Annotated in this window: 23 protein-coding genes and 1 pseudogene; 7 read left to right on the top strand and 17 right to left on the bottom strand. The window is 69.1% G+C overall.

Annotation, left to right across the window (positions count from 1 at the left end):
- Nucleotides 1-155: 155 nt before the first annotated feature.
- Nucleotides 156-608, bottom strand: coding sequence for an iron chaperone (locus ACZ69M_RS48955; RefSeq protein WP_470060186.1), 453 nt, complete (start codon nucleotides 606-608; stop codon nucleotides 156-158).
- A gap of 180 nt (nucleotides 609-788) precedes the next feature.
- Here ACZ69M_RS48955 and ACZ69M_RS48950 point away from each other — a divergent pair, with 180 nt between their 5' ends.
- Nucleotides 789-1382, top strand: a complete 594-nt coding sequence (locus tag ACZ69M_RS48950) for a TetR/AcrR family transcriptional regulator (protein WP_470060185.1) — start codon at nucleotides 789-791, stop codon at nucleotides 1380-1382.
- Nucleotides 1383-1468: 86 nt separating this feature from the next.
- Here ACZ69M_RS48950 and ACZ69M_RS48945 read toward each other — a convergent pair.
- The 4 genes and pseudogenes from ACZ69M_RS48945 to ACZ69M_RS48930 form a co-directional block, all read right to left on the bottom strand.
- Nucleotides 1469-2235, bottom strand: a pseudogene (locus tag ACZ69M_RS48945) (SDR family oxidoreductase).
- Between the two features lie 168 nt (nucleotides 2236-2403).
- Nucleotides 2404-2985: an NADPH-dependent FMN reductase gene (locus tag ACZ69M_RS48940; RefSeq protein WP_470060184.1), complete on the bottom strand. Its 582-nt coding sequence runs from the start codon at nucleotides 2983-2985 to the stop codon at nucleotides 2404-2406.
- A 123-nt stretch (nucleotides 2986-3108) separates the two neighbouring features.
- Nucleotides 3109-4029, bottom strand: coding sequence for an RNA polymerase sigma-70 factor (locus ACZ69M_RS48935; protein WP_470060183.1), 921 nt, complete (start codon nucleotides 4027-4029; stop codon nucleotides 3109-3111).
- Entirely contained in the window at nucleotides 4026-4964 is a 939-nt protein-coding gene (locus tag ACZ69M_RS48930; RefSeq protein ID WP_470060182.1) for an NAD-dependent epimerase/dehydratase family protein, read from the bottom strand. The genes ACZ69M_RS48935 and ACZ69M_RS48930 overlap by 4 nt, the downstream gene beginning before the upstream one ends.
- Before the next feature lie 828 nt (nucleotides 4965-5792).
- On the opposite strand from ACZ69M_RS48930, the gene ACZ69M_RS48925 reads away from it, so the two are divergent.
- Together ACZ69M_RS48925 and ACZ69M_RS48920 are read left to right on the top strand one after the other, a co-directional pair.
- Nucleotides 5793-6059, top strand: coding sequence for a hypothetical protein (locus ACZ69M_RS48925; RefSeq protein WP_470060181.1), 267 nt, complete (start codon nucleotides 5793-5795; stop codon nucleotides 6057-6059).
- 452 nt (nucleotides 6060-6511) lie between these two features.
- Nucleotides 6512-7915, top strand: a complete 1404-nt coding sequence (locus ACZ69M_RS48920) for an SLAC1 family transporter (RefSeq protein WP_470060180.1) — start codon at nucleotides 6512-6514, stop codon at nucleotides 7913-7915.
- 130 nt (nucleotides 7916-8045) lie between these two features.
- On the opposite strand, the gene ACZ69M_RS48915 is transcribed toward ACZ69M_RS48920, so the two are convergent.
- The 11 genes from ACZ69M_RS48915 to ACZ69M_RS48865 form a co-directional block, all read right to left on the bottom strand.
- Nucleotides 8046-8327, bottom strand: a complete 282-nt coding sequence (locus ACZ69M_RS48915; protein WP_470060179.1) for a hypothetical protein — start codon at nucleotides 8325-8327, stop codon at nucleotides 8046-8048.
- Between the two features lie 38 nt (nucleotides 8328-8365).
- Nucleotides 8366-9172: a DUF6551 family protein gene (locus ACZ69M_RS48910; RefSeq protein ID WP_470060178.1), complete on the bottom strand. Its 807-nt coding sequence runs from the start codon at nucleotides 9170-9172 to the stop codon at nucleotides 8366-8368.
- Between the two features lie 151 nt (nucleotides 9173-9323).
- A complete protein-coding gene (locus ACZ69M_RS48905; RefSeq protein ID WP_470060177.1) occupies nucleotides 9324-9740 on the bottom strand; it encodes a hypothetical protein in 417 nt (138 codons plus the stop codon).
- Nucleotides 9737-11875: a hypothetical protein gene (locus tag ACZ69M_RS48900; RefSeq protein ID WP_470060176.1), complete on the bottom strand. Its 2139-nt coding sequence runs from the start codon at nucleotides 11873-11875 to the stop codon at nucleotides 9737-9739. Before ACZ69M_RS48900 ends, ACZ69M_RS48905 begins: the two co-directional genes overlap by 4 nt.
- Nucleotides 11872-13803 carry a hypothetical protein gene (locus ACZ69M_RS48895; RefSeq protein WP_470060175.1) on the bottom strand — a complete coding sequence of 644 codons (1932 nt, stop codon included), beginning with the start codon at nucleotides 13801-13803 and terminating at the stop codon, nucleotides 11872-11874. Before ACZ69M_RS48895 ends, ACZ69M_RS48900 begins: the two co-directional genes overlap by 4 nt.
- The gene (locus ACZ69M_RS48890; protein ID WP_470060174.1) at nucleotides 13793-15271 is read right to left on the bottom strand and encodes a tyrosine-type recombinase/integrase; all 1479 of its coding nucleotides are present in this window, start codon (nucleotides 15269-15271) and stop codon (nucleotides 13793-13795) included. The genes ACZ69M_RS48895 and ACZ69M_RS48890 overlap by 11 nt, the downstream gene beginning before the upstream one ends.
- Before the next feature lie 728 nt (nucleotides 15272-15999).
- Nucleotides 16000-16782, bottom strand: coding sequence for an SDR family NAD(P)-dependent oxidoreductase (locus ACZ69M_RS48885; protein ID WP_470060173.1), 783 nt, complete (start codon nucleotides 16780-16782; stop codon nucleotides 16000-16002).
- Between the two features lie 81 nt (nucleotides 16783-16863).
- The gene (locus tag ACZ69M_RS48880) at nucleotides 16864-17391 is read right to left on the bottom strand and encodes a carboxymuconolactone decarboxylase family protein (RefSeq protein ID WP_470060172.1); all 528 of its coding nucleotides are present in this window, start codon (nucleotides 17389-17391) and stop codon (nucleotides 16864-16866) included.
- Between the two features lie 93 nt (nucleotides 17392-17484).
- Nucleotides 17485-18018 carry a DinB family protein gene (locus tag ACZ69M_RS48875; protein ID WP_470060171.1) on the bottom strand — a complete coding sequence of 178 codons (534 nt, stop codon included), beginning with the start codon at nucleotides 18016-18018 and terminating at the stop codon, nucleotides 17485-17487.
- Between the two features lie 15 nt (nucleotides 18019-18033).
- Nucleotides 18034-18315 carry a hypothetical protein gene (locus ACZ69M_RS48870; RefSeq protein ID WP_470060170.1) on the bottom strand — a complete coding sequence of 94 codons (282 nt, stop codon included), beginning with the start codon at nucleotides 18313-18315 and terminating at the stop codon, nucleotides 18034-18036.
- 130 nt (nucleotides 18316-18445) lie between these two features.
- The gene (locus ACZ69M_RS48865) at nucleotides 18446-19333 is read right to left on the bottom strand and encodes a LysR family transcriptional regulator (RefSeq protein WP_470060169.1); all 888 of its coding nucleotides are present in this window, start codon (nucleotides 19331-19333) and stop codon (nucleotides 18446-18448) included.
- A 131-nt stretch (nucleotides 19334-19464) separates the two neighbouring features.
- Here ACZ69M_RS48865 and ACZ69M_RS48860 point away from each other — a divergent pair, with 131 nt between their 5' ends.
- The 4 genes from ACZ69M_RS48860 to ACZ69M_RS48845 all read left to right on the top strand — a co-directional run bounded on the left by ACZ69M_RS48860 (nucleotide 19465) and on the right by ACZ69M_RS48845 (nucleotide 24455).
- Entirely contained in the window at nucleotides 19465-20493 is a 1029-nt protein-coding gene (locus ACZ69M_RS48860; protein ID WP_470060168.1) for an alcohol dehydrogenase catalytic domain-containing protein, read from the top strand.
- A gap of 67 nt (nucleotides 20494-20560) precedes the next feature.
- Nucleotides 20561-21673 carry a flavin monoamine oxidase family protein gene (locus tag ACZ69M_RS48855; protein ID WP_470060167.1) on the top strand — a complete coding sequence of 371 codons (1113 nt, stop codon included), beginning with the start codon at nucleotides 20561-20563 and terminating at the stop codon, nucleotides 21671-21673.
- Between the two features lie 88 nt (nucleotides 21674-21761).
- Nucleotides 21762-23030, top strand: a complete 1269-nt coding sequence (locus ACZ69M_RS48850) for an MFS transporter (protein WP_470060166.1) — start codon at nucleotides 21762-21764, stop codon at nucleotides 23028-23030.
- Nucleotides 23031-23255: 225 nt separating this feature from the next.
- Nucleotides 23256-24455: a hypothetical protein gene (locus ACZ69M_RS48845; RefSeq protein WP_470060165.1), complete on the top strand. Its 1200-nt coding sequence runs from the start codon at nucleotides 23256-23258 to the stop codon at nucleotides 24453-24455.
- A 209-nt stretch (nucleotides 24456-24664) separates the two neighbouring features.
- Here ACZ69M_RS48845 and ACZ69M_RS48840 read toward each other — a convergent pair whose 3' ends face one another.
- On the bottom strand, nucleotides 24665-25459 hold the full coding sequence (locus ACZ69M_RS48840; protein ID WP_470060164.1) for an SDR family NAD(P)-dependent oxidoreductase: 795 nt from the start codon (nucleotides 25457-25459) through the stop codon (nucleotides 24665-24667).
- Nucleotides 25460-25508: the final 49 nt, after the last annotated feature.

Raw genomic sequence — 25508 nt, 5'->3', positions numbered from 1 at the left:
TCCTTGCCACACACGGCCGAGCCAGGGGGTGGAACTCGCCGCCTGCGGTGCTCAGCCCGGCGCCTCGACGCCGTCAGTGAGGAGGTGCGGCACATGCCGCATCAGTAGTGCCAGGCGGCCGGGCGCGCGAAAAGGCCGCAGAACCCGGGCGCGGCTCAGCTCACCGCCTGCTTCACGAGCGCACTGATCCGCGCCTCCACCTCAGGCGTCACCTCGGCGAGGGCGAATCCGGCCGCCCACATCGTGCCCTCGTCCAGCTTCGCCTGGTCGCTGAACCCGAGCGTCGCGTAGCGCGCCTTGAACTTAGCCGCGCTCTGGAAGAAGCAGACGACCTTGCCGTCCAGCGCGTAGGCAGGCATCCCGTACCAGAGCTTCGGCGCGAGGACGGGGGCGCCGGCTGTGATGACGGCATGGACGCGTTCGGCCATGATCCGGTCCGAGTCCTGCATCTCGGCGATCTTCGCGAGTACCTCCCGCTCCGCCTCCGCCGCCTTGTCCGCGCGCGAGTCGCGGCGCGCTGCTGTCTTGAGCTCTTGGGCGTGGTCCTTCATCGCGGCCCGTTCCTCGGCCGTGAATCCCTCGTGCGTGCTGTTGTCGGTGCTGGTCATGGCAGATCTTCCTTCGTCGATCCGATGTGGCGGGTGTTGATCTGTTCCGGCGGGACTTCGGGCGTCCGTGGCGACACGCCGTCACTCCGGCATCGGCATGCACCGTGCCGATCGATACTGAATGCTGCGCGCAGCCCTCGGCATTGTCAACGGCACGCCACGTGCCGATAAAATGGGGGCATGAGCGACCCGCCCGCCACGCCACGCCGCCGAGGTGCCGTGCGCACCGAAGAGCTGCTGCGGGTGACCCTCGATCTGGCTGCGGAGGTCGGGTACGCGGGCCTGAGCATCGAGGCGGTCGGCCGACGGGCCGGTGTCGGAAAGCACACGATCTACCGGCGCTGGCCGTCCAAGGCGGCGCTGCTGCTCGACGCGCTCAGTCACGTGTGGACCAAGGACCTGGAGTACTGCGACACCGGGGACGTCCGAAGGGATCTGCGCGAACAGTTCCTACGTTCGGGCTTCGCCCTCTCCAGCCCGCCGATCGGCCCCATCTACCGCGCAGTTATCGCGGAAGCGCAGGCTGATTCCACGCTGCGGGCGACTCTGCACGAACGATTCCTGGCCACCGTCGAGCAGAGCACCCTCGATCGGATCACCCGCGCCCAGCACACCGGCGAGCTGACCGCGGCAGCGAACCTGGAATTCGCCGCCGAGGTGCTGTGCGGCACTCTTTACTACCGCAGCCTGCTGTCGACCCGCCCCATTGACGAGGCCGCGATCGACGGACTGCTGGACATGTTCATGGCTGCCTACGGAACCACCGACAGGTGATCGACGGTGTGCTGTGACGTCTGCGGACTGGACCTGGTTGCCTGTTGGGTGAATTCCGCGCGGAGACAAAAGCTCGGCGGTCACCATCACCAGGGCACTGGGCCGTCCTCGCTGAAGAACCCACCGGTCGGCCCGCCTGCGCCGAACGTGGCCAGGCGCACCAGGACCGCGGCACCCTGCGCGACCGTGAGGTACCCGCTGTCGTTGTTGATCTCCGTGTCGACGTAGCCGGGGTCGGCCGCGTTGACGAGGATGCCGTTCTTGCGCAGTTCACTGGCGTATTGCACGGTCAGTGCGTTCAGCGCGGCCTTGGAGGGCGTGTACGCCGCCGACGTCGGCAGAGCCGTCAGCGGGCCGTCCGGGTCGCTCGTGACGGTCAGCGAGCCGACGGCGCTACTGACGTTGACGATGCGTGGCGCCGGTGACCGTCGCAGCAGAGGGAGCACGGCGTTGGTCACCGCGATCACCCCGAAGACGTTCGTCTCGAACACCCGCCGGACCATGTCCAGGTCGACGGAGCTTGGGACTTGATCGTGGGCGTCTTCGGGAGAGACCTGTCCGGACCCGGTGATGCCGGCGTTGTTGATCAGCACGTCGAGGTGGCCGAAGCGCTCCGAGATCTGCTGTGCGGCCGCCCGGACGGTGGCCTGGTCGGTGACGTCCAGGACGACCGCGTGCGCGTCGCCGCCGGCCGCGCGCAACGCCGCAGCCGCATCCTCGCCACGCCGTGGGTCTCGGGCACCGATCAGGACCGTCATGCCCACGCGGCGAGCTGCTCGGCAGCCGCACGGCCGATTCCCTTGTTCGCCCCGGTAATCAGCGCGATCTTCTGGTGGGTGGCGTACTCGCTCATGACCGGCTCCTTGCTACGGGATGGTGGCGTCCAGTGACTCGTGGTGGGAGCGCGTCCGACGATCGGATCGACGGGGCGGTCCGCCTCCGGCGCAAGGTCGGGGTGCGGACCGCCAGTTCGTACGGCGGATCCAAGTTGTAGGGATGGCGATGATGGGGTTCCGGCCGTTCAAGCAGCGGCCCGGGAAGCCGCGCGCAGCGGGCCGAGCGCCTGCGCCCACGCCAGGAGCTCGTCGATGAGTCCGTGCACCTCCGCCACGTGCAGCCCCTGAGGCCGGAAGTCGGCAAAGGCTTCGAAGTCCTCGCGCAGCGAAAGCGCCACCTGAGGCCCGATGTCCGCCATCCGCAACGGGCCCGCCTGCGCACGTAGCTTCTGCACCGCCATGACCGCGCCGAAGATGCCGTAGCCGACGTAACCGACCGGCTTGCCGCCCCACTCCGCGTACAGGTAGTCGATGGCATTGGTCAGGGCGGCGGGCGGGGCGGTGTTGTACTCGGGCGTGACGACAATGAAGGCGTCGCACGATCCGATCCGCTCGGCCCATCGCCGTGTGTGCGGCCGTCGGCCCGGTGCCATGCGCGCCGGCACGGGCTCGTCGAGCAGCGGCAGCGCGTAGTCCTTCAGGTCCACGAGCTCGAACTCCGCGACGTCGCCTGCGTGTTCAACCGCCAGGTCCCGCACCCATTGGGCCACCTGGTCGCCGTTCCGGCCGGGGCGGGTGCTGCCGATGATGATGCCGATCCTGATCATGTCCGATTCTCCTGTTCTGGTACTGGTTCTGGTTTTGGTTCCTGGTGCGCCGAACCTGTCGCTGCTCGGTTTCTGGTCGGGGCGCCGCAAGCCGTTGCCATCCGCCGCAGTGAGCTCTTCAGGTCAGTCCGCGTCTCGAAGGACCTGTGTTGCGCGCAGGACCGCCCATGCGTCAGCCACGGGGCCCATGTGCCCGAGCTTGTCGGGGTTGCTCACCGTGCGGATCGTCTGGATGTGTCCGCCGAGGATGTCGAGAGTCCAGGTGTTGAGGACCTTGCCGTCCGCGTCGCGGAAGATCGCGCCTGGCTGGCCGTTCACCTGGTGCGGTTCCACCGAGCCGCCGATCTGGATGAAGGGCGGAAGGAGGATGGCGAGCACCTGGGACACATGGTCGGCGCCGAAGAAGCCCCTGGCCCACTGCGGAGCCTTGCCGCCGCCGTCCCCGACCAGCGACACGTCGTCGGCGAGGAGTTGCCGCAGCCCGTCGATGTTCCCCTCCCGCAAGGCGTCGAAGAACCGCTCGGCGAGCCTCTCGCGCTCCTTCCGGTCGGCCTCGAACCGGGGTCGGCCCGCGTCCATGTGGCGGCGTGCCCGCACCGCGAGCTGGCGGCACGCCGCCTCCGACCTGCCCACCGCCGAGGCGATGTCCGGGAAGCCGAAGGCGAACACCTCCCGCAGGACGAAGACCGCACGTTCCAGCGGGCTGAGCCGTTCCAGCAGCAACAGGGATGCCATCGACAACGTGTCGGCCAGTTCCGCCGAGTGCTCCGGGTCCTCGTAGGGGTCGGTGAGCAGCGGCTCGGGGAACCACGGCCCGACGTACTCCTCCCGTCGCAGGCGGGCCGAGCGCAGCACGTCGATCGAGATCCGGGTGACCACGGCCGAGAGGAACGCCTTGGCCGACGTGGGCCGGGTCGCGGAGAGCTCGTAGCGCAGCCAGGTCTCCTGGACCGCGTCCTCGGCCTCGCTCACGCTGCCCAGGATCCGGTAGGAGATCGAGAACAGCAGTGGCCGCAGCTGTTCGAACTCCTCGGTGCGGGTCACGCCAGCCCCTCCTTGAAGCCCTGCCGCCACGACGGATAGCGCGGCTCCCAGCCGAGCTCCCGCTTGGCCTTCGCGTTGGAGAAGCCGCGCCCCTCGGTCATCATCGTCACCACCACCTGTCCGGCCAGCAGCCGGGCCAGCCACGGGGGGATGCGCACCGGCCGCTTCGCCCCCGCGCACGCCGCGAGATGGGGCAGCCACTCGTCGGCCGGGGCCGGGTCGTCATCGACGATGTTGAACACGCCCCTCGCTTTCCGCTCGACGGCCAGGACGGTGGCGCTCGCCGCGTCGTCGAGATGGATCCAGGAGGCATAGCCGGTGCCCTTGCCGACCAGCGGGAACTGCCGCTTGCGCACGAGTACGACCTGGTCGTCGGTGGCGCCGGGCCCGTAGAACGCGCCGTATCGCAGCACCGCGCCGCCGGCGCTGGTGACGGCATCCTCGACGTGGCGCAGCGCTGCCATCGCCGGGTGCGCGGGTGTTTTCTCGTGCAGGTCCAGCGGGTCCTCCTCGGTCTTCACCCAGCCGCCCTCGCGGATCCCGTTCCAGTTGGCGTAGCCCTGCGCGACGAAGTGCGGCACGCCGGTCGCCTCGGCGGCGGCCAGCAGGTGATCGGTTCCTTCGGTGCGCAGCCTGATGGTGGGCAGGGACCAGCGGTCGAAGTGCTTCAGGTCGGGCTTGCCGGCGTGAGCCATGCTGATCCCGGTCATCTGATGCACGATCACGTCCGGGCGGGCGGCCGCCACCGCTTCGCCGACGGACATCGGGTCCAGTCCGTCCATCACGACGCCGTCCGCGCCCAGTTGCTCCACGAAGCCGAGCTTGGCCGTGTTCGTCGTCGTGGCCGTCACCTGATGACCACGAGCCACGAGCTGCGGCACGAGCCGCCGCCCCAGGACTCCACTGCCGCCTGCCACGAACACCCGCATGACCATCACCTTCCTGCTTTCGGATTCCGTCTTCGACGATCTGAGACGAGACAGCCCCGCCGTTCTGTGACATCGGAGGGCGCGGGAGGGAAATGGCGGGGAGGAGGCCGCCGGTGCCGCCCGGGCACGGGCCGAGGCGGGGACGGACCCGCCGCACGTCGGCAGGTGGTCAGGTCGTCAGGTCGTCATGAAGGGCCCGGGTTGCCGACCGGACGAGCAGCGAAAGAGCGCGGCTGACTAGCCACCGGCCAGCTGGGCCAGGGCTCTTGCCCTTCCCCGGCGAGAAGGGCGTGCGCACGGTCGCGACCTGGTTCGTCATCGACGGCGCGGCGCCGACAACGGCCGCCGTCAGCTGCACCGAGCGCATGGTGGTGACGCGGCTCGCCGGCGATGATGATCCCGATGAGGACACCGTCCCCTGCCCGAGGCACTGCGGATCATCAGCCACATCCCCGGCACGGGCTTCCCCTCCCCTCTGACGCGGCTTGGCCGGTCGGCCGTCGGCCGGGCCAGTGCCTGGGGAATCGCCTGGCCACAGCCCCTGGGGCATGACGTCGGCGTCGGCGAACGGGCGCCGGGATCCGTCGTTCCGGGAGTGCGGGCGCGTACGGAGTGCTCTAGCGTCGTATGAGCGAGGGTGGCCGATTCCGGGCCGATCGGGTCTCGGAGGAAGCGCACACCACCCGCACGACAGGCACGGCACACCGCCTGCTCGACCCCTGTGGTGCTCGATCCCCGGGGGATCTCGTCTCGCGCGTTCGCTCGCGCCGCCCCCGCCCGCGGTCCGGCGCGCCCGGGACCGCGTGATCCGACCCAGAGAGCAGGTGCATCCTCATGCGTCGTTCGGCTTGTATTCCCAGTGTTCTCGCCGGTCTGGCCCTCGCCCTGGGCGGCACCGTCATCGCCGCACCAGCCGCCCACGCGGACATTGCGGCCTGCGCGAACCTTGTCCAGAACCAGGGCACCGAGGTCACGGACGCCGTCCGGATGGGGTGTTACGTCGGCCTGGTGGGCGACCAGAACGGCTGTGTCGGCGATCTGGCGCGGGCCGGGGTGGCGGACGCCGTCGCCACCGAGGCGTGCCGCCTGGCCCCGCAGTAGGTCGCTGCTCTCAAGGAACGGGCCGAGTGCTCCGGAGACCTTCGCGGGCCCCATGACGGACGGTGCCCGGTAGCCGAGTTCGAATAACCGCCGCCCGTCTACGCCACAGGCTCCGATCGGCGACGGCCGCGCTGCCGGCCCTCGCCGCCGCAGGTGCCAACAGCTGCTCAGCACCAGAACATGCCCCGCATGGCGAGCCATCAGCGCCGCAGTCGCTGAACAATGACGAACTGTCAGGTGACGGTGTCTGTACGGGCAACTCGTGGTCTCGGCAATCACGGGCGGCAGCAGGCCGACCGGGGTGCCGCCACCGCGGCCGGTACACGGTCGCGACCGGTCGGGTCGGCCCCGCGGGACTGCCGCACGGTGGCGGTCGCTCGATATGTGCTCCAAGCCCCTCGCATCTGGACATGACCGGCGGTGCCGCCCCGACCCCGCCGTAGGTTCGGGTCATGAATTCCTCCTCGTCCGCCCGTCCCTTGCCGCCTGCCGCAGACACACCCACGCGTGCGGTGTTCGGCCCCAGCTGGTTCGCGGCGGTCATGGGCACGGGCATCGTCGCCAACGCGGCTGTCACGCTGCCCCGGAGCTTTCCCGGGCTGCGGACTTTCGCCACGGTGATCTGGCTGGGTGCCGCGCTGCTCCTGATCATGCTGGCCGTCGGTTACCTCAGGCAGCGGGCGCTGCGGGTACACGCGGCTGATCCGGTGGCGGCCCAGTTCTTCGGCGCGCCGCCGGTGGCGCTGCTCACGGTGGGCGCCGGGGCGCTGGTGCTGGGTCGGCGGCTGATCGGGCTCGAGGCAGCGCTGAGTGTGGACTGGGTGCTCTGGTCACTCGGTACCGTGCTCGGTCTTGTCACCGCGTGCACGGTGCCGTATCTGATGGTCACCCGGCACCGCTACGCGCCGGACGCGGCGTTCGGCGGCTGGCTGATGCCGGTGGTGCCGCCGATGGTCTCCGCCGCGACGGGCGCGCTGCTGGTCCCCCACGCACCGGCCGGGCAACTGCGGCTCACCTTGCTGCTGGGGTGTTACGCGATGCTGGGGCTCGGCTTCGTCGCGGCGCTGCTGGTGCTGGCCATGATCTACGGGCGCCTGGTGCACCACGACGTACCTGCCGCGACAGTGGTGCCCACGGTGTGGATCGGCCTGGGGGCGTTGGGCCAGGCGGTGACGGCGCTCGGCGCGCTGGCCGCGGTGGCGCCGAGCGCGTTGCCCGCGCCCTACGCGCGAGGCGCCGCGGTCGCCGCGTTGCTGGGGGGAGTGTCGGTATGGGGCTTCGCCATGTTGTGGCTGGCGCTCGCCGCGGCGCTGACCGCACGGACGGTCCGGGGCGGGCTGCCCTTCGCACCCACATGGTGGTCTTTCATCTTCCCGGTGGGCGCCTGTGTGACGGCCACGAGTGCTCTCGCGGCGCGGACCGGCTCGCAGCTGTTCACATGGGCGGCTGTCGTGCTCTACGTGCTGGTGGTCATTGCCTGGATCGTGGTGGTGAGCCGCTCCCTGCGCTACGCCGCCGGACATGTGCGCCGCCGGCCCGTCATCGAGCACGCGCGCCGCCGGCGGGCCGAGCCCGACGCGCGCCGAGGCGTGGCGTCCGTCCTCAGGGGCACCGTCCGCAGCAGCACCACGGACGGCCGCCCGGTTTCCGAGGCCCGTGTCACCCTCCTGGACCCGGCGGGCGACGTCGTCGGCATCGCGCTCACCGCCGAGGACGGCTCGTACGCCTTCACCGGTCTCGAAGCGGACCAGTACACCGTCGTCGCTGCAGGTTACCCGGCCCGGGCAGCATCCCTCACCCTGGATGCGGCCGGCCAGGACGCCTTTGATCTGACGCTGGCACACGACGAGGGATGAACGGCTCTGTCACCGACGGGCCTGCTCCGCGCGTTCGGAGCGGGCCCGCCGTGGCATTCGCGTGATCATGGGGGCAGGGCCACGCGGCTGCCGGCCGCGGCCGGCCCCCTTCTCGCAGCGGCACGTGGTGTCACGTCAACTGCTGCTCATGTCCCTTGCGCAGTGCGGCGAGCCGGGCCATTTGCTCACCCATGCCGCGTGTCCCGGCCAGTGGTGTGCGGGCGTGTGGCCAGATGGCGCGGACGAGGGCCACAACGGGGTCGAGGAGCACGATGTTGCGCACCGTGGCCTGCCTCGGTAGGGCTTGGGCCGTGACGGCGTCGGCAGCGCCATGGGGGGTGTCGTACGGGTCGATGACCTCGTCGAGGTCGAGCAGGCCGTAGCGCGCGGAGAGGTTATGAGGGTCTTTCAAAACTGTCCGTTGTCCGCATGCTCTGGACGTCCTCAGACTCAGCCAGTGAGGCTGATCATGTTCTCCGTTCCCAGACGGCGGTTGTAGATCGTGACGATGTTCGAGGCGAGAGGCGTGGACCGTGAGGAGGAGCCACCACCACCCGTGGTGGCGCCGATCGCGTTGGCTTTCCAACGACCAACCGGCATCTTCTCCAAGGTCTTGATCAGACGCGCATGGTTGATCTTGTCCCAGTTCTGATGAATGACCATGCCCAGAGCGCGAAGCATCATGTTGTCCCAGGTCGTCGAGTCACGACCCCATGCCCCCTCAGCCGTCTCAAGGACGACCTCCACGAGTCCCGGACGCTTTGCGCCGAGGGCCATCAGAGCCTGGACGGCGCCGATTCGGTTGGTTGAGGTGCCGTTCGAAACCTGTAGGCCACGGCTGCTCACCTCAGCGTCGATCTGCATCACCAGCGGGTCCCTCGCGGTTCGAGCGACCTTGAAGTTGTCAAACGGCTTCACGGGCTTGCGGTCCCGGTTCGCAGCCAAGAAGAGTCGAGCCTCCATCTGAATATCGAGGAACTCATAGACCATGCAGTCCCGGCGAAAATCCGGCCCCTCAAGGTCCATGGCAACCCGGGTGCTGTGCTGCCCGTCGATCAGGTAGTACTTCCCGTCCGTGCGCTTCGCGACCGTTGCCACCAACAGCACCTGGGGATCCCAGATCTTCGCGAGCTTGGTCGCCCAGGTGGGCTGGAAGATCCTCTGCGCGTCGTGATTCGGGTCGATGTGCAGCTGCCCGACGGGAATCGACTCGTAGTACTTCTTGATCGGCTTCTTAACGATCACCTTGCGCGTCATGACGAATCCCCTCGATAGCGGTGTCGTCATGACGGTAGGCGAAGATATCTTCGCTCGTCAGGGATTCTCGCTGATTCGAAATCCTCGCTCCATGAAAATCCTCGCTCCTCTCCACTCCCTATGCGCTCGCCCGTGGATCTGACCTGCGGCTTCAGCTACTCCCAGAGGTATCCCCCGACGATCGACGGCGTTCGTCAAGGTGGGCAACACCTGACTGAAGGTGTAGCTCATCTTGCAGTTGTGCCGTCTTGAGCGTCAGTTGGCGGATCGCTTCGGCGTAGATCCGCACCTGTTTGCGGAGGTCCGTGTTCTCGCGTCGGAGGCGGGCCAGATCGTCCTCGCGCTTGGTTGTGTCCCTCTCGGTCACCGCCTCCTGGCGTCGGGTGGCGAGCTGAGCCTTGAACCACTCGATCAGGTCGGGGTAGTTCCGGTAGAACGTCGCGTGCGTGACGCCGAGCTGCTTCTCGATGTTGGTGGCGGTGGCCCGTCGGCCGCTGGCCTCGCTCTCGGCGAGTTCGGCCGTCATCGCGCTGCGGACCTGCTTCTCGGTGGGCAGCTGGCGGTTCATGATGTCTCCGGGGTGACGGCCTGAGCTGGGTCGATGGTCGCGGCGAGGAAGTCGACGATCTCTTGTCGACGGGTTTGCAGGCGGTGGCGGACGAGTGGGGCAAGCAGCTCACCCCGGGCAAGTTCGCGGTCGTAGGCGGTCAGAGCGTCTCGCATTTGGGCGAGGTTTTCGCTGGTCAGCGCGACGTTGCGGCAGCGCAGGGGCTGGCAGTCGGGCAGCGACGGGCCTTCCGTCCCGTCCGGCCGGTGGCAGAGTGCCCGGTCGCGGTTGTGGACGCAGGTGACGTACTCACCTGGATAGATGTGCGGGTCGTAGCGGTTCATGTGTCGCTGGAGCCGCTTGCGGTCGTTGATGACCTTGCCGTCGAACTGGACGTGCCGTTCGAAGGTCGTCAGCCGGCTCTCCGCCTCTGCCGCGGCCGGTCCGGTCAGGCGGTGGAACTCGTCGCTGGTGATCAGGTCGCCGAGCTTCTCCCCTCGGGCGATGGCGTCCTCGGCCTCGACCTCGTCGCGGAACCCTGACTCCGAGGTGCCGGCGTAGCCCTCGAACATCTGGACCCGCAGATGCCGGTATTGCAGGGCGCCGGCGATGACGCCGCCGGGACGACGGGCGATGAACCAGGCCAGGGTCCTGCGGAACTGGCTGGTGGTGATCTTCCACTCCTGTTTGTTGACCAGTGGGACGCCGTCGTCCCGTCCGGCGCGGAGGCAGTAGTCATTGATCCACTGCCCGAAGGCGATGAGGTCCTTGTTCGTCGCTGCCGTTGTCTTCGCCTCGTTCTGACCGCCTTGGGCGACGTAGCCGCGCGAGGGTGGCAGCAGTGCGAACAGGAACTTCTGCCGGGCTGGGTGAAGCCGCTCCAGGATCTCGACGGCCCGCTGGGCGGGCCCGCTGATCACCCAGGTGGTCTCGACCCCGGTGTGGTCCTCCTCGCCCTTGAAGGCCAGGCTCTTCAGCCGGCGGCGGACCACGCGGCCGTCCTCATCGCGCCAGACCTTCACGCATCCGCGCTTAATGTGCTTGACCTCGCTGTCGCGCATGCCGGAAAGGAACGCGATCACGATGTAGCAGGCGGTCTGCAACATGCGTGTCAGCAGCTCGACGTCGTCGTATTCGATCGGTCCGCGCCAGGGCTGTCCGTCCAGCCGTCCGGCGACCGGCGCCCGCAGGTAGGTGGCGTCCGCGACGCCCAGCTCGGCGGCGGCCTCCCGGATCAACTTCCCCCCTGCGTACTTGTCCGACAGGCTCGTGCGCTCGACCCGGGCCTCGCGGGCGATGTGGCAGCGGTTGGGTTCGCCCTTCCATCCCGGCAGCGGGCGCCGCTCGGCCCGGTAGCGGGCCAGGACCCGGGTGGTGGCCTTGGCGACCTGATGGCGTCCGGCGGGTTTCTGGCCGCGGCGCCGCCGGGCCGGCATGGACCATCGGTTCAGCTGCCGCCATTCCTCGTGGGCGGCCACGATGTCGTCGGCGAAGTCGTCGATGAAACGCAGGGCCCAGACCAGATAGGGGGCGTGAACCTGCTCCGGGATGCGGTCGGTGACGTTCTCCCGGCGCCGGGAGGTCGCCGAGCGCGACTGGGGCAACCGCATCCCGGCGACCACGACAGCCGGGTCGAAAGCCATGGGGTCGTTGGTCTTCGACCGGCACAACCACAGCAGCCTCATGCCCCGGTGGCGGCTGTCCTTGGTGTCTTGGCTGAGCCGCTGCCCGGCGATGTAGCGGGCGAACGCCTCGACGTCTGCCGGGACGATCGCGGCGACTTCTGTGATGCCGTGGCTCTCCAGCCACTCGAAGACCATCTTCAGCTCGGTCAGATAGCAGCGGATCGAGTCGATGTTGCGGATCCCTTCGCAGCCAGGCGGCAGGTCGCTGCGCAAGAGCGTGAAGCAGATCTCCTTCGCCACTGGGCGGAAGGGCGCCGGGACGCGGAGGAAGTTCAGGACCAACTCGCTCTGGTGCTTCTGCGTCTGAGCGTGCTTGAGGAACCAGGCGTCGTCACTGAACCGGGAGGTCTCGCTCAGCCTCGCTCCGGGCCGCAGAGGGCGCCCGGCCAGGACGAGGGCATCGGCAGGGATGCGTACTCGTCCGCGGTTGAGCACGTTCGGCTGTACTTCGCCGACGGTCAGGTCGGTCACAAGGGCTCCTTGAGTCCGTCGAGGAGTTCGGTGGGCAATTCCTCGGAGGCGTTCGCGCGGGCCTGCTCCTGCTGGGCCTCGGTGAACTTGGGCAGGATCAGGCGCGTGATGATCAGCCAGGTGATGCCGTGGCGGGCGATCCAGTCGCCGACGCCGCGTGCGTCGAGTTCGCTCTGGAGCCATCGCAGCAGCGCGAACATTTTCGGCAGGTGCCGTTCCGCCACCAGCGCGTTCGGGCAGCGCAGGCAGGTCAGGAACGACACGTTGCAGAGCCCGCCGTCGTTCTGGGGGCTGTGCTCGAAGTCGAGGCAGGAGGCCACCAGCGTGTCCAGCTCGCCGCCCACGGCGGCGGTGAGCTTGTCCGCTGTGGTGCCCAGCTTCTCCGCCGCGCCCGCGGGGTCGTGCCCGGCCTCCTTGGCCATCTGCTCGTCCAAGATCCGTCCCCGGAAGGCGCGGGCGGACGCCTCGGTGTCCTCCAGGGCCTCGGTGAGGATCTCCTCGGCCCAGTCTCGGATGGTCGGGTCGTTGCGCAGGTAGTGCAGGAACGACACGTCCGGCGTGTTGGTCCGTGACGCGGACGGCAGGTGCCCGCCGACCGACCGTGTTGTGCGGACTTCGGCCGTCTTCTTCAGCCGGTTCATCGTCAGCACCAGCGGCTCGGGGTCCGCTTCCTCGTCAGTGGCATCAGCCGTCAGTCCGTGCCGGGCGACCCACTTGTTCCACTCGAACTGCCGGTTGAGCTTCAGACCGAACGGGTCGATGTGGCCCTTGGCGGCACTGCGGGCGGCCTTGAAATCCTCTGGCCCGCCGGCGATATCACCGGTCCAGATCGACCACACCCGCTCCGACCCGCTGAACACGCGGCTGGACTCGGCCAACTCGTTGAGCAGCAGGAACCAGCCGCCGGGAGTATGCAGGCGGGAGCTCTCGCGCCCGACCTCCCAGTGGATCGTCCGGCGGGTGCGGGCCTTGTTCCGGCGCCGCTTGACCAAGTTGACCGCGACCGCCCGCCCGTCGAGGACCCGGAAGCTGGCGGCCAGTTCCTTGATCGTCTCGCCGTTCCGGCCGGAGAGACCCACCCCCATCACCATGAGCGCGGGCAGGTCCTGTGTGGTGAGGAACACCTGTCCCGCGCAGTCCCTCTGTGCGGCCAGATCGGGAAGGTGTCCGCCGTTGCCCTTGGCGTTTATCGGCGGGGGAACCTCGCCGGTCCTCAGCATCCGCGCGAGTTCCTGGGCCCGTGACTGCTCGTCCTCGCTGAGGGTGTGTGGGGCCGTCTCGAACTGCTCGATCAGCGTGTGGGAGGCCCTCAGACGCTGGCGGATCGCGACCACGTCCTTGCGGGCGGCGGCCATGATCGCCGCGAACTCGCGGTCCGAGTAGCCGGGCGGCGGCTCCTTGGAGTTCACTTCCCGCCACCGGCCGTAGAGCTGTCCGGGCCGGTCCAGATACTCCCGTGCTTCCTCTCGCAGCAGACCGGCCGGCTCGACCTCCCTCAGGAGGGCTCTGACCTGGGCCATTTCCAGCACGGCGCTGGTGGGCTGGATCGTCATACGCCGGTGCTGGTCGAAACGCCGCAGGTGAGACAGGGTCAGTCCGCGCAACGTCCGTGGCGGGCGGGCGAGCTCGCCAAGCCATCTCACCAGCCGTCCGATCACGCCCCAGGCGTAGGTGGAGGCCGCGTGGGTCCGCAGGCCGTCGCCCGTCGGGCTGGTCCTGCGGGCCCAGGCCGCGGCAAGATCGGCATGGAGCCCGGGACACGGCAGTTCCGCGAACGAGTAGGTGGCCCGTCGGCCGTCCTCTCCGAAGAACTCGACGACCGGGCCGGCCTCCTCGCGCACGATTTCCGGCTCGTAGAAGCCCTCGGGCTGGGGCGAGACCTGGCCTCGCCCGGTCCGGCGGCGCTGGCTCGGGATCTCAGGCGGCATCGTCCACCGCCTTCTCCTCCAGGTCCTCCGGGTGGACCCCGGTCGGCTCCCAGCTGTCGGGGACCAGCGCCATCCGGGTCTCCATCGCCAGTTCTTCCAGGGTATGCAGGTAAATCTGAGTGACCTCGATCGACGAGTGGCCCAGTCGCATCCGGACCCAGTTCAGCGGGTCGCCGAAGACCCGTTGGAAGGTGAAGCGCTGGCCCGGCGTCATCTCCGCCATCTCCTGGATGTGCCCGCGCATGAGCTGTTCGAGGGTGATCACTGCGAAGCTGTGCCGCAGAACGTGGGGGTGGCAGCTGACCTTCAGCCCCAGCCGTTCGCACCGGCCGTTGGCGGTCTTGAAGACCTCCTGCCAGGCCGATGGCTTGCTCGGCATGCCGTACTGGTTCAACCACAAGGCCGCCGGCTCCAGCCCCTGTGGTGTGTCGATCAGCACCCGGCGGCGTTCGTGGTGCTTGAGCTTGCCGATGTTCATGCGCTCGCCGTCGAGCATCACGACCGGCTTTCGCGGGTTGGTGATGATCAGCGGGTTGCGGATGCGCTCGTAGGTGCCACTGTCCCGGGCGGCCTCGACGGCCTCGGCCCGGTCTGTCTCGACGTAGTCCCACACGTCCTTGAGCGGGGACGCCGCGAAGTAGATCCGGCGGGCCGAGCCGCCCTTGGCGATGGCCTTCGGCAGCCACGACCTCATGTTCAGCAGGCCCGGCACCACCTCGGGCAGTTCGAACATACTCAGGCTGGTCTGCTCGGACAGCCGTAGTCCGGTGCGGATCATCGAGTCGCTGTAGGCCGCGTTCCGCGAGGCGAACCGGCCTCGGAATGAGCGGTCCGGGAGTCCCTCTGGGGTGAATCCCCGCAGCCCTGCATCTCTCCACCGCCGGTAGAGGGCCGGCGGCAGCCACTCGATGTCGTTGGGGCGGCCCTCGTGCGAAGCCTCCGCCGGGGTCTCCTCTGCGGTCCGCTTGCGCGGATCACGGCTCCGAGACTTCCGCTGCCGGAACGGGTTGCGGGCTGCGTGGCCCTCCCTCACCGCCCAGATGTAGAACTGGTGGACCGTGGCAACCTCACGGTCCCAGGTCGTCAGCTCCACCCGCGGACCGGCGATGTCGCTGGTCCGCCAGTGCTTGAACGCCGCCCGGTCCTCCGCCGTGGCGACCTTCCAACTCCGACGACCGCGGTTGTCCCACAAGAACTTCAAGAACCGCTTCAGGTCGTAGGCCACGGCCTCCTGGGTAGTCGTCGGCTCGTTCGCCAATTCGGTCAGGAAGTAGTCGTTCAGATCGACGTCGTACCGACCCAACGGGTCGATCAGGTACGGCGATCCGTCCTCGACTCCCCTCGCGTCCAGCCAGTCGTCAAGGTCGTCTAGTTCGGCCAGTACATCGGTCCCGGCCCTCGGCTGGGGCAGCTCACGACGCGTGAAGAACACCCGCCACCCCAGCACACCCGTGTCTCTCGTTCGCACCGCTGGACACTAACAAGGACAAGTCCGAACCCGCATAAGACAAGATGAGCAGCCGGTCGGGCCGCAGCGCATCAGCGGCCTTGCGGCACGCACGGTGATAGGAGCCGACATACAGGTCTGCCGCTCGTGCGCGCCGGCCCAGTTTGCGGCTGCCGCACGGGGAAGCGCGCGGCAGCCGAAGTACGACGAACCCGGACGCCAGTTGCCTGTATCCATGAGCGGTCCAAGATGCGTTGTGCGACTTGAGGGAGGTCGTTGTCGGACACCTGGGCGTAGCTGCGTTCGATTCGCACGTGCAGCGATCCCGCTTCCTTGGGGACCTCCGGCATGGCTGGCTCCGCAGACGCTGCGTTGAGGGTGGCATGCGTGTTCCCGCTGAGGTAGCGCGAAACGATGTCGTCCAGCAACTGCCGAAGTCCCGGGCGCTCCCTGCTGGCTGGCCATCCGTCGATGATCCCAGAGCTCAGCCGGGCAGTCAGCAGTTCGTACCGTCCAGCCCGTGCGTTGAGTCAGCCGGTTGGCCTGCGCAGCGCTTCCGCTGCAGGTATGGCGTCACCGCGCAGGATGATGACGCCACACCTGCTGCGCAGTCAGCGTCGACAGCACCGGCACTGAAGTACACGGAAGCACCCCAAGCTCGCCCCAGGCTGCAACCTCTGTCCAAGAGAGCGATGGGGCCCGGGCTTGCGGCTTCTTGGCCGGTGCAACACAGGTGACTGCGGCAAGAGTCAGTTGCGGCCGGCCATGACGCCACCGTCGATGTCCCAGACGGCGCCGGTGACCCAGTCGGTCTGCTCGGAGAGGAGGAAGGCGACGGTGGCGGCCACATCGTCGGGTGTACCGGTGCGGCCGATCGGGTGGAAGTCGTTGAAGCCGTCGAGGGCGGAGTCGAGGTCCTCCTTGGGGATGAACTCCTCATAGATCGGGGTGCGCACGACGGCGGGGGCGACGGCGTTGACGCGAATGCCGTGCGGGGCGAGTTCCATCGCCAGGTGCCGGGTCAGCGAGTGCAGCCCCGCCTTGGCCATCGAGTACGCCGAGGAGGGGGTGGCGGCGATGGCCTGGTGGGCCCACATGGAGCCGATGTTGACGATGGAGCCCTTCGCGCCGCGGGCGATGATGTTGGCGGCGACGGTCTGGGTGAGGAAGAAGAAGGCGCGGTTGATGGCCTGGTAGCGGTCGTAGTCTGCGGCCGTGTGTTCCAGGAAGAGCTTGGGGGCGAAGACGCCGGCGGCATTGACCAGGAGGGTGGCGTCGTCGTGCTCCTCGGTGAGGGTGGCGCGCAGGCGGTCGTCGGCGGCATGGTCGGTCAGGTCGGCGGCCAGGCCGAAGGCCTTGCCGTGGCTGGACAGGGCGGTGGCCGCCTGGTCGACGCTGGACTGGGTACGGCCGGTGACGACGGCGGTGCCGCCAGCGTCGAGGATGTGGCGGGCGACGGCGCGGCCCATGCCGCTGGTGCCGCCGATGACGATGACCTTCTGGCCGGTGAAGTCGGGGGTGGTGCTGGACATGCAGTGCTCCTGGTTCAGGGAATTTCTTGAACGGCGGGGGTGGGCAGGCGTCGAGGCGGCAGACGAGCCGACCGTTGGTTTTCAGATGGCCAGCGCTACCAGGAAGCGCGAGACCATGTTGTAGGCCGCGACGGTTGCGACCGCTTCGACTGTCTTGGCTTCACCGAACAGGCGGTTCAGCTCCTCGATGACGTCGGCCTCGACTTCAACCTGCTGTGTGGACTGGTCGGTCAGTGCGAGCAGGGCGAGCTCCTCTTCGTTGAAGAGGCCGCTTTCTGCGGTATTTCCCTTGAGGGCATCACACTTTTCTTCCGTACCTCCTGCCTGGAGGTATGCCGGGTAGTGCACTCCCCACTCGAAGTCGGCACGGTTCAGCACGGCCACTCGCAACATGATCAGTTCCCGGTATTGCAAGGCCAGGTCGAACTCTGCGCGAACCCGGCCCAGCAATCCGTTCCAGCCTGTCGCGAGCGGGAAGCTCCTGAGCAGGACACGGTCGATGCCAATCAGCTCGCCGTTGGGCCGACGCGCCTTCATTCCCGCGAGAAGCTCAGGCGGGGGCGAGGGGAGGCTGTCGTCTTGCCAGGGGGTGACTCGCACATCACTCACATTGCGCTCCTTGACTGTGCACCGGCCCACGATGGAATCGGGTCGTGCCGGTGATGGCTTGCTGCCGACTTTGCCTGGCAGAGGTGCAGGCGGTCAGGCGTAGGGGTTGCAGACGAGGTAGCCGTCGACGCGGCTGATCCAGTCCGAGGCGGGGTCGCAGGGGAGTGCGTGGCCGAGGTTGTCGGCGCGGACCTCGCTGATCCACTGGTCGTGCTGGTACTCGTGGTTGATGAGCGCGAGCAGCAGATGGTTGGCGACGATGGTGAGCTGGGTGGGGGCGCCGACCTTGCCGGCGGCGATGTTCCCGATGCGGGCGTGGACGCGTTCGGCGACGGTGGCGCGGAATGCGGTGAGCCGTTCGACGGTCGGCAGTGCGCCGCGGAACTTCTCCGGGTTCGCCGAGTCCATGAGGCCGTCCAGTTCCGGGTCGGGGCTGGGCTCGGCGGCGGTGAGGTTGCGGATCATGAAGTGGGCGACGTGGGCCTGGTGGCCCAGGTGCCATCCGATGGCGCTGGAGTCCTCGCGCGGGCGCCAGGTCACCTCGTCCGGGGTGAGGTCTCGCCACAGCTCGTCGGTGTAGGCGCGGGCGCGGTCGTACTCGCGCAGCAGGGCGTTGATGTCGTGCATGACGTCACCCTGCCTTCAGGCGGCGTTGTAGAGGCGGACTTCGGGACTCGTTTCCAGCAGCGGGGACAGACCGCCGACCACGTCGCGGGTGAACAGGTCGCTCTCCAGGTAGGCCTTGGCGTCGGCCGCGGTGTCGAAGCCGTGGAGGACTTGGACGTCCTCGTCGCGGACAAGGAGCTCCTTGCTGGTGGCGCCGGGGACGGTGTCAAGGAAGGGCCGCTTGTACTTCTCGTACACGCCCGCGGCTGCGGCACGGTTGGCCGGGGCCACCTGCAGCGTGATCTCAAGATATGCCATGGTTATGCCTCGCTTGATCGGCAGAAAGGGTTCGGTGCGGCGGGTTCCGCAACGTGCCTGCCAAGTTAGGCATCCTCAGGAGAGCGCGGTAGAGGATCTCGCTGAATCAGGCCATAAGCGATGCATATGGCTAGTGGCGGGTGGCCGCCAGGCTGTCGGCGAGGTGGAGCAGGTCCGCAGCGAGAGAGGAGTCGGCGTTCCAGACCGCTTCGAACGAGATCTGGACCTCCCGGCCGTCATTGAGCAGCGGACGGTGCGGCACGTCGGGCGAGGTGAGCTTGGAGCGGGGGACCATGGCCGAGCCCAGGCCAAGCCTCGTCCAGTCCTCCAGGACCTGGTAGCTGGCGGCTTCGCCCGCATAAGTGCGCAGCGGCATCTCGTGGGCCTGGAAGAGCTGCGTGGTGAAGGTGGTCAGGCCGCACGCGTCGGGAACGAGGATGAAGCACTCCTTGCCGGCTTCCTCCAGTTCAAGAGGGGTCGCGTCCGGGCCAGTGTCGGGGCTGACAACGACGATGGGCTCGACGTCGACGACCCGGTGCTCGAAGCGGGGCATCGCGGTCACCGCGGGGATGAGGATGATGTCGAGCTGCCCGGCGAGCAGGCATTCGCGCAGCTCCTGCATATTCGCCTCGCGCAGCACGAGGTCACGAGGCGCGGGGAGGTCCTGGACCATGCTGAAGGCACGGGCGACCAGCTGGGAGCTGATCAGGGGCGAGAGACCCATGCGAATCTTCTGCTCGCCGGGTTCGGTCAGGCGTCGGGCCTCTGCGGCGACGGCGTCGAGCGCGTCCAGGGCACGTTCGATCATAGGCAGGATCCGGGCGCCGAACGCCGTCTGAGTCACGCCGCGCGGGGAGCGGTCGAAGAGCTTGTCGCCCAGGCGCTCCTCCAGCTTGGCAATGCCGTTGGACAGGGCGGGCTGGGTGACGCCGTAGGCGCGGGCGGCGGCGCTGAACGACTTGGTCTCGGCGACCGCCTGCGCGTACCGGAGCCCTTCGAGGTTCAAGCGATCGATCATAGCCACGGTTTATAGCTCCATTCACGGCTGTCCCCTACCCGCTACGGTGGCCGCTGCCTACGGTGGGACGCCTGCCTACTCAGCATAACCAGCAGCTATGAGCGGACGTTCTGTCCCGGAGGAGACGCGCCATGCCGAACAGGTCCGTGACCATGGTCGTGACCGAGCCCCGAGGCCCCCTGCACCCCCTCGTTGCCGGGACTGCGCGGCCGACGGGCCGGTGGGTCAGGGTGGAAATCGTCGCGAGCGGCGTCTGCAGTGCCGACCTCGGCACGGCCGCGGCCACCGGTACCGGAACGTCCTTCCCGGTCGCCCCAGGGCACGAGGTCGCCGGCATCATCGCCGAGACCGGCGACCAGGTCGAGGGCTGGTCGGCCGGAGATCGTGTGGCGGTCGGCTGGTTCGGCGGCAGCTGCGGGCACTGCACGTTCTGCCGAGCGGGCGACGTCGTCCACTGCGCCGAACGCAAGACCCCCGGCCTGTCCTACCCGGGCGGCTGGGCCCAGAACATCACTGTGCCCGCCGACGCCCTCGCCCGTATCCCCGACGGCCTCGACCTCTTCGACGCTGCCCCCTTCGGCTGCGCGGGCGTGACCACCTTCAACGCCGTCCGCAAGGCCGGCGTCCGACCGGGCGGACGCGTCGCCGTCTTCGGGATCGGCGGCCTGGGCCACCTCGCCCTCCAGTTCGCGGCCAAGCTCGGCTACGAGACCGTCGCCATCGCCCGCGGCGAAGACCGCGAGCAGATCGCGCGCGAGCTCGGCGCCCACCATTACATCGACAGCACCGCCCAAGCTCCCGGCGCCGCACTGAGCAAGCTCGGCGGCGCCGACCTGATCATTCACACCGCCTCCTCCACCGCCCCCGTCGACGAACTCCTCACCGGTCTGGACGTGCACGGGCAGCTCACCCTCGTCGGCGTCGACGCCGGCTCCCTCACCGTCCCGGCCGCCCGGATCGTCATGAACGGCCACACTCTCACCGGTCATCTCACCGGCAGCCCGCGCGAGACCGAGGAGGCGATGGCCTTCGCCGTCACCACCGGCGTGCGGCCCCTGATCGAACGCCTGCCGCTGCGGCAGGCCGGCGAAGCCGTGAACCGGCTGCGCTCCGGCGCTCCCCGCTTCCGCATCGTCCTCGACACCGCCGACGGCGCGTAACCCCCCCTCCTTCCGCTCCCGCCGCGCAGGGGCCCCGGGCCCGGCCCGATGAGAAAGGACGTCTTCCATGTCCCACCCGGACACACACGACGTGATCGTGATCGGCGCCGGCGCCTCCGGACTGGCCGCGGCCGGCGCCCTGCACGCCGCCGGCCGCGACACGATCTGCCTGGAGGCCCGCAACCGCACCGGCGGACGCCTGCTTTCCGTGCCCGTCCCGCACCCCGATCGGGCCCTCGACCTGGGCGCCACCTGGTTCTGGGACGGCGAGGAACGCGTCCGCACCCTGGCCGCGCACCATGGCGTCGCCACCTTCGACCAGCACCGCGCCGGCGACACCCTCCTGCAGGAGACCACCGGCACACGCCGCCTGGCCGGCAACCTGATCGATGCCCCCTCCCGCCGCTTCGCCGCCGGGGCCCAGAGCCTCACCACCGGCCTTGCCGCCGCCCTGCCCGCCGGCACGCTGCGGCTGAACACACCCGTCACCGCCGTCCGCCCAGGCAGCGAGAGCCGCCTCGCCGTGCTCACCCCGGCCGGAACCCTGCACGCCAGGCAGGTCGTTCTGGCCGTCCCGCCGGCCCTCGCGCTGGAGCGCATCGACTTCGGCGACGCCCTCCCGGCCGAACTCGTGCGCCTCGCTCGCTCCACCCCGGTCTGGATGGGCACCGCGGTCAAGGTCGTCGCCCACTACCCCACCGTCTTCTGGCGCAAGGAAGGGCTGGCCGGCGCGGCCTTCAGCAGGACCGGACCGCTCCAGGAGATCCACGACATGTCCGGCCCCGGCGGCGAGCCCGCCGCCCTGTTCGGCTTCGCGCACGCCCGCACCGTACGGCCCGGCTTCGAGCAGGCCGTCACCGACCAGCTCACCGGGCTCTTCGGCCCGGCCGCCGCCGCTCCCGCCGCCCTGCACGTACAGAACTGGAGCACGGAGCACTGGACGTCCCCGTCCACGGTGCAGCGCCTTGCCGACTACTCGCTCTTCGGCCATCCCCTCTACCAACGGCCGACCCTCGACAGCCGACTGCACTGGGCGTCGACCGAGACGGCGACCGAGTATGCCGGACACATCGAAGGAGCCCTCGCCGCAGGCGAAAGAACCGCACGGTCCGTGCTGGCGACCTTGGAGAACACCGACGACCTGATCACCGAGCTCGCCCGGCTCTCCGATCTCAGCTGACGCCCCACCCCGCACACAGGCGACGACCCACCGAACCTGATTCGGGCCGTCACCCCGCCATGCCCGCAGCCCTGCCCCGGAAGAGGACATGACCTCGCACGCACCCTCCCACGCGACGATCCACATACCCGATGCCGCTCTGTCCCAGCGCCGCATCCTGCGGGTCCTGGTCGCCTCGCAGATCCTCAGCGGCGCAGGTCTCGCCGCCGGCGTCACCGTCGGCGCCCTTCTCGCCCAGGACATGCTCGGCTCCACCAGCCTCGCCGGACTGCCCAGCGCCCTGCTCACCGCCGGATCCGCCCTCACCGCCGTCGCCGTCGGCCGCATCTCCCAGGCCCGCGGCCGCCGCCCCGGCCTGGCCACCGGCTACCTCACCGGCGCCATCGGCTCCGTCGGCGTCATCATCGCCGCCGTGCTGGACAACCCCGTCCTGCTGTTCCTCGCCCTGTTCGTCTACGGCGCCGGCACCGCCACCAACCTCCAGGCCCGCTACGCCGGAGCCGACCTCGCCGCCCCCGCCCACCGCGCCCGCGCCGTCTCCACCGTCCTGGTCGCCACCACCCTCGGCGGCGTCGCCGGACCCAACCTCGCCGCCCCCGCCAGCACCCTCGCCGCACACCTCGGCATCCCCCACCTCGCCGGACTCTTCGTCATATCCGGCGCCGCCTACGCGCTGGCCGCCCTCGTTCTCGTCCTCTGGCTGCGCCCCGACCCGCTGCTCCTGGCCCGTATCGTCGCCGAGGCCAAGGAAGCCGACGCCGCGGCCGACCCGGCCGCCGCCGACGGTCGCGCCGACACGGGCGAGGGACGCGGCGGCGTGGTCCTCGGCGCGCTGGTCATGGTCCTCACCCAGCTCGTCATGGTCGCGATCATGACGATGACGCCGGTCCACATGCACGACCACGGCCACTCCACCGCCGCCTCCGGCCTCGTCATCGGCATACACATTGGCGCCATGTACCTGCCCTCGCCCCTCACCGGCTGGCTCGTCGACCGCTACGGACGCATGAAGATCGCCGCCGCATCCGGCATCACCCTCCTGGCCGCTGGCATCCTCGCCGCCGCAGCCCCCGGCGACTCCGTCGTCCTCCTCGCACTGGCCCTGGCCCTGCTCGGGCTCGGCTGGAACTTCGGCCTCGTTTCGGGCACCGCGATCATCACCGACACCGTGCCGCTCGCCACCCGCGCCAAGACCCAGGGCCTGGTCGACGTCGCCATCGCCATCGCCGGCGCCACCGGCGGCATGGCCTCCGGCATCATGGTTGCCGCCACCAGCTACCCCGCCCTCGCCCTCACCGGCGGAGCCCTCTCCCTCGCGCTCCTGCCCGTCGTCGCCGCCACCGCCTACCGCCGATGAACGCAACGCACCCCGAAACTCCCGCGCCCGACATCACACAGCCGGCGATGTACGACCGCATCGACGCCAGGGCTTCGGCGCGCAAGCTGTACGCCGAGGCGCTTGTCCGCCGGGGAGACATCACCGAGCGGCAGGTGGAAGGCGCCCTGCGGGACTATCAGTGGCAGCTCGAACGGGCCTTCGCCCAGACCCGGGCGCGTCCGGTGCCCCCACTCCGTGAACCCCGTGAACGCCACGAACCCCGTGAACGCTCAGCATTTGGCCGCCTCCCAGGTGGCGACGGCGATCACGGAGGCCACCGCCCGCCAGGTGATCGGCTCCCAGACCGCTGTGCCGGGAGGTTTCACCGTGCACGCGCGTGTTCTTCCGCAGCTCCAGAGGCGGACCACGACGCTGGATGCGGGAACGATCGACTGGGCCACCGCGGAAACACTGGCCATCGGCTCCCTGTTGCTGGACGGGGTTGCCGTGCGGCTGGCCGGGCAGGACTCCCGCCGTGGCACGTTCGGCCAACGGCACGCCGTGCTCACCGACCGGCGCACCGGCGCGGAGCACACGCCACTGAGCTCCCTCGGCTCGCGGACCGCCGACTTCGCACCCTACGACTCGCTGTTGTCCGAACTGGGCGCGCTGGCCTTCGAGTACGGCTACTCACTGGCGCGGCCCGACGCGCTGGTGCTGTGGGAGGCCCAGTTCGGCGACTTCGCCAACGGAGCGCAGGCCGTGATCGACGAGTACATCGCGTCATCCGAACAGAAATGGGGCCAACGCTCCGGGGTGACGCTGTTGCTGCCGCACGGCCTGGAAGGGCAGGGGCCCGACCACTCCTCCGGGAGGATCGAGCGGTTCCTCCAGCTCTGCGCGCAGGGGAACATGACCGTCGCCATGCCCTCCCTGCCGGGCAACTACTTCCATCTGCTCGGGCAGCAAGCGCTCGATGAGCGCAGAAGGCTACTGGTCGTCTTCACGCCGAAGTCGATGCTGCGCTCGAAGGTGGCTGCCTCCGGGCTGACGGAGCTCACGAAGGGCGCGTTCCGTGCGGTCATACCGGATGAGACGGCGGACACCGCCCGGATCAGGCGCGTGCTCGTGTGCTCGGGCAAGGTCTGCCACGACCTGGACGCCCATCGGCGAAGCGCCGCTCTGTCGGACACCGCGATCGTCCGCCTTGAGCGTCTCTACCCGTTCCCCACGGAGGAGCTGGGCGCGGAACTCGTCCGTTTCCTCGCCGGGACCGAGGTGCGATGGGTGCAGGAAGAGCCGGGGAACCAAGGCGCGTTGTCCTTCGTGGGGCCCCATGTGCACCGGGTGGCGGGCCGTCCCGTCGTATGCGTCAGCCGCCCGCAGGCGCCGGCCCCCGCCGTGGGTTCTGCCCGCCGGCATGCCGGAGAACAGCAGGATCTCGTGACGTCAGCCTCCCACTGACCGTGCCGCCCCCAACGGTTCGGAAGACGGCCCCCTGCGGTGCCGGGTACCCCGCCACCGCAGGGGCACCAACGGCCGGTACACGGAGCGCCTCACGGGACGAGTGCCTCGGGCAGGTGAACATCCCACTTCGAAGGCCAGGACCAGCGGGGCGCGTACAGGGCCTCGACCAGACCGCGGACTCATGGGTGATGGGGGTCGGGCCATTCCTAGGGGAGGATGGAATCGACGTACCCTCCATCGACCCGCAGTGCGCCGCCTGTGGTGGCGGACGCCAGGTCGGAGCTCAGGTAGACCACCATGTTGGCGATCTCCTCGGGCTCGATCAGGCGCTGCAACAGCGACTGCGGGCGATGCTCTCGCATGAAGGCTCGCTGTGCCTCGTCCCAAGGAAGGTCACGGTCGACGAGTTGGTACACGAAATCCTCCACACCAGCGGTGTGGGTGGGGCCGGCGATGACGGAGTTCACGGTGACGCGGGTCCCTGAGGCATGCTTGGCGAAGCCGCGGCTGACCGCGAGCAGGGCGGTCTTCGACATGCCGTAGTGGATCATCTCGGCGGGGATCACCACTGCAGAGTCACTCGCGATGTACTGGACGCGGCCCCACCCCCGTTGGATCATCCGCGGCAGGTAGGCACGGGTGAGACGGACGGCGGCCAGCACGTTCACTTCGAAGTAGCGACGCCATTCGTCGTCCGTGATCTCCAACGGGTCCTTGGCGCCGAAGATGCCGAGGTTGTTGATGAGGATGTCGACGTCCGGCAGGGCTTCCCGGGCGGCGACGGCGCCCTCCTCGGATGCGACATCGGCGGTGACCGGAAGGAAGTCGCCGTCCGGCACGTCGGCCTCGAGCTGTCTGACGGACTCCTCGACCCGGCCCCGGTCGCGTCCATTGACTCCGACCCGCGCGCCGGCCCGCGCGAGTCCGGCCGCGATCGCGGCTCCGATGCCTTGGGTGGATCCCGTCACCAACGCGGTCCGTCCCGTGAGGTCCAGGCGCATGTCTTTCCCTTCCCGACGTAGGCTCTGCGGCTGTCAGCCGTCATGGCAC

It is taken from the genome of Streptomyces sp. NPDC107454, from assembly GCF_055582885.1.
Note: the sequence above shows the minus strand (reverse complement) of the source record. Positions and strands in the feature narration are given on the sequence as shown.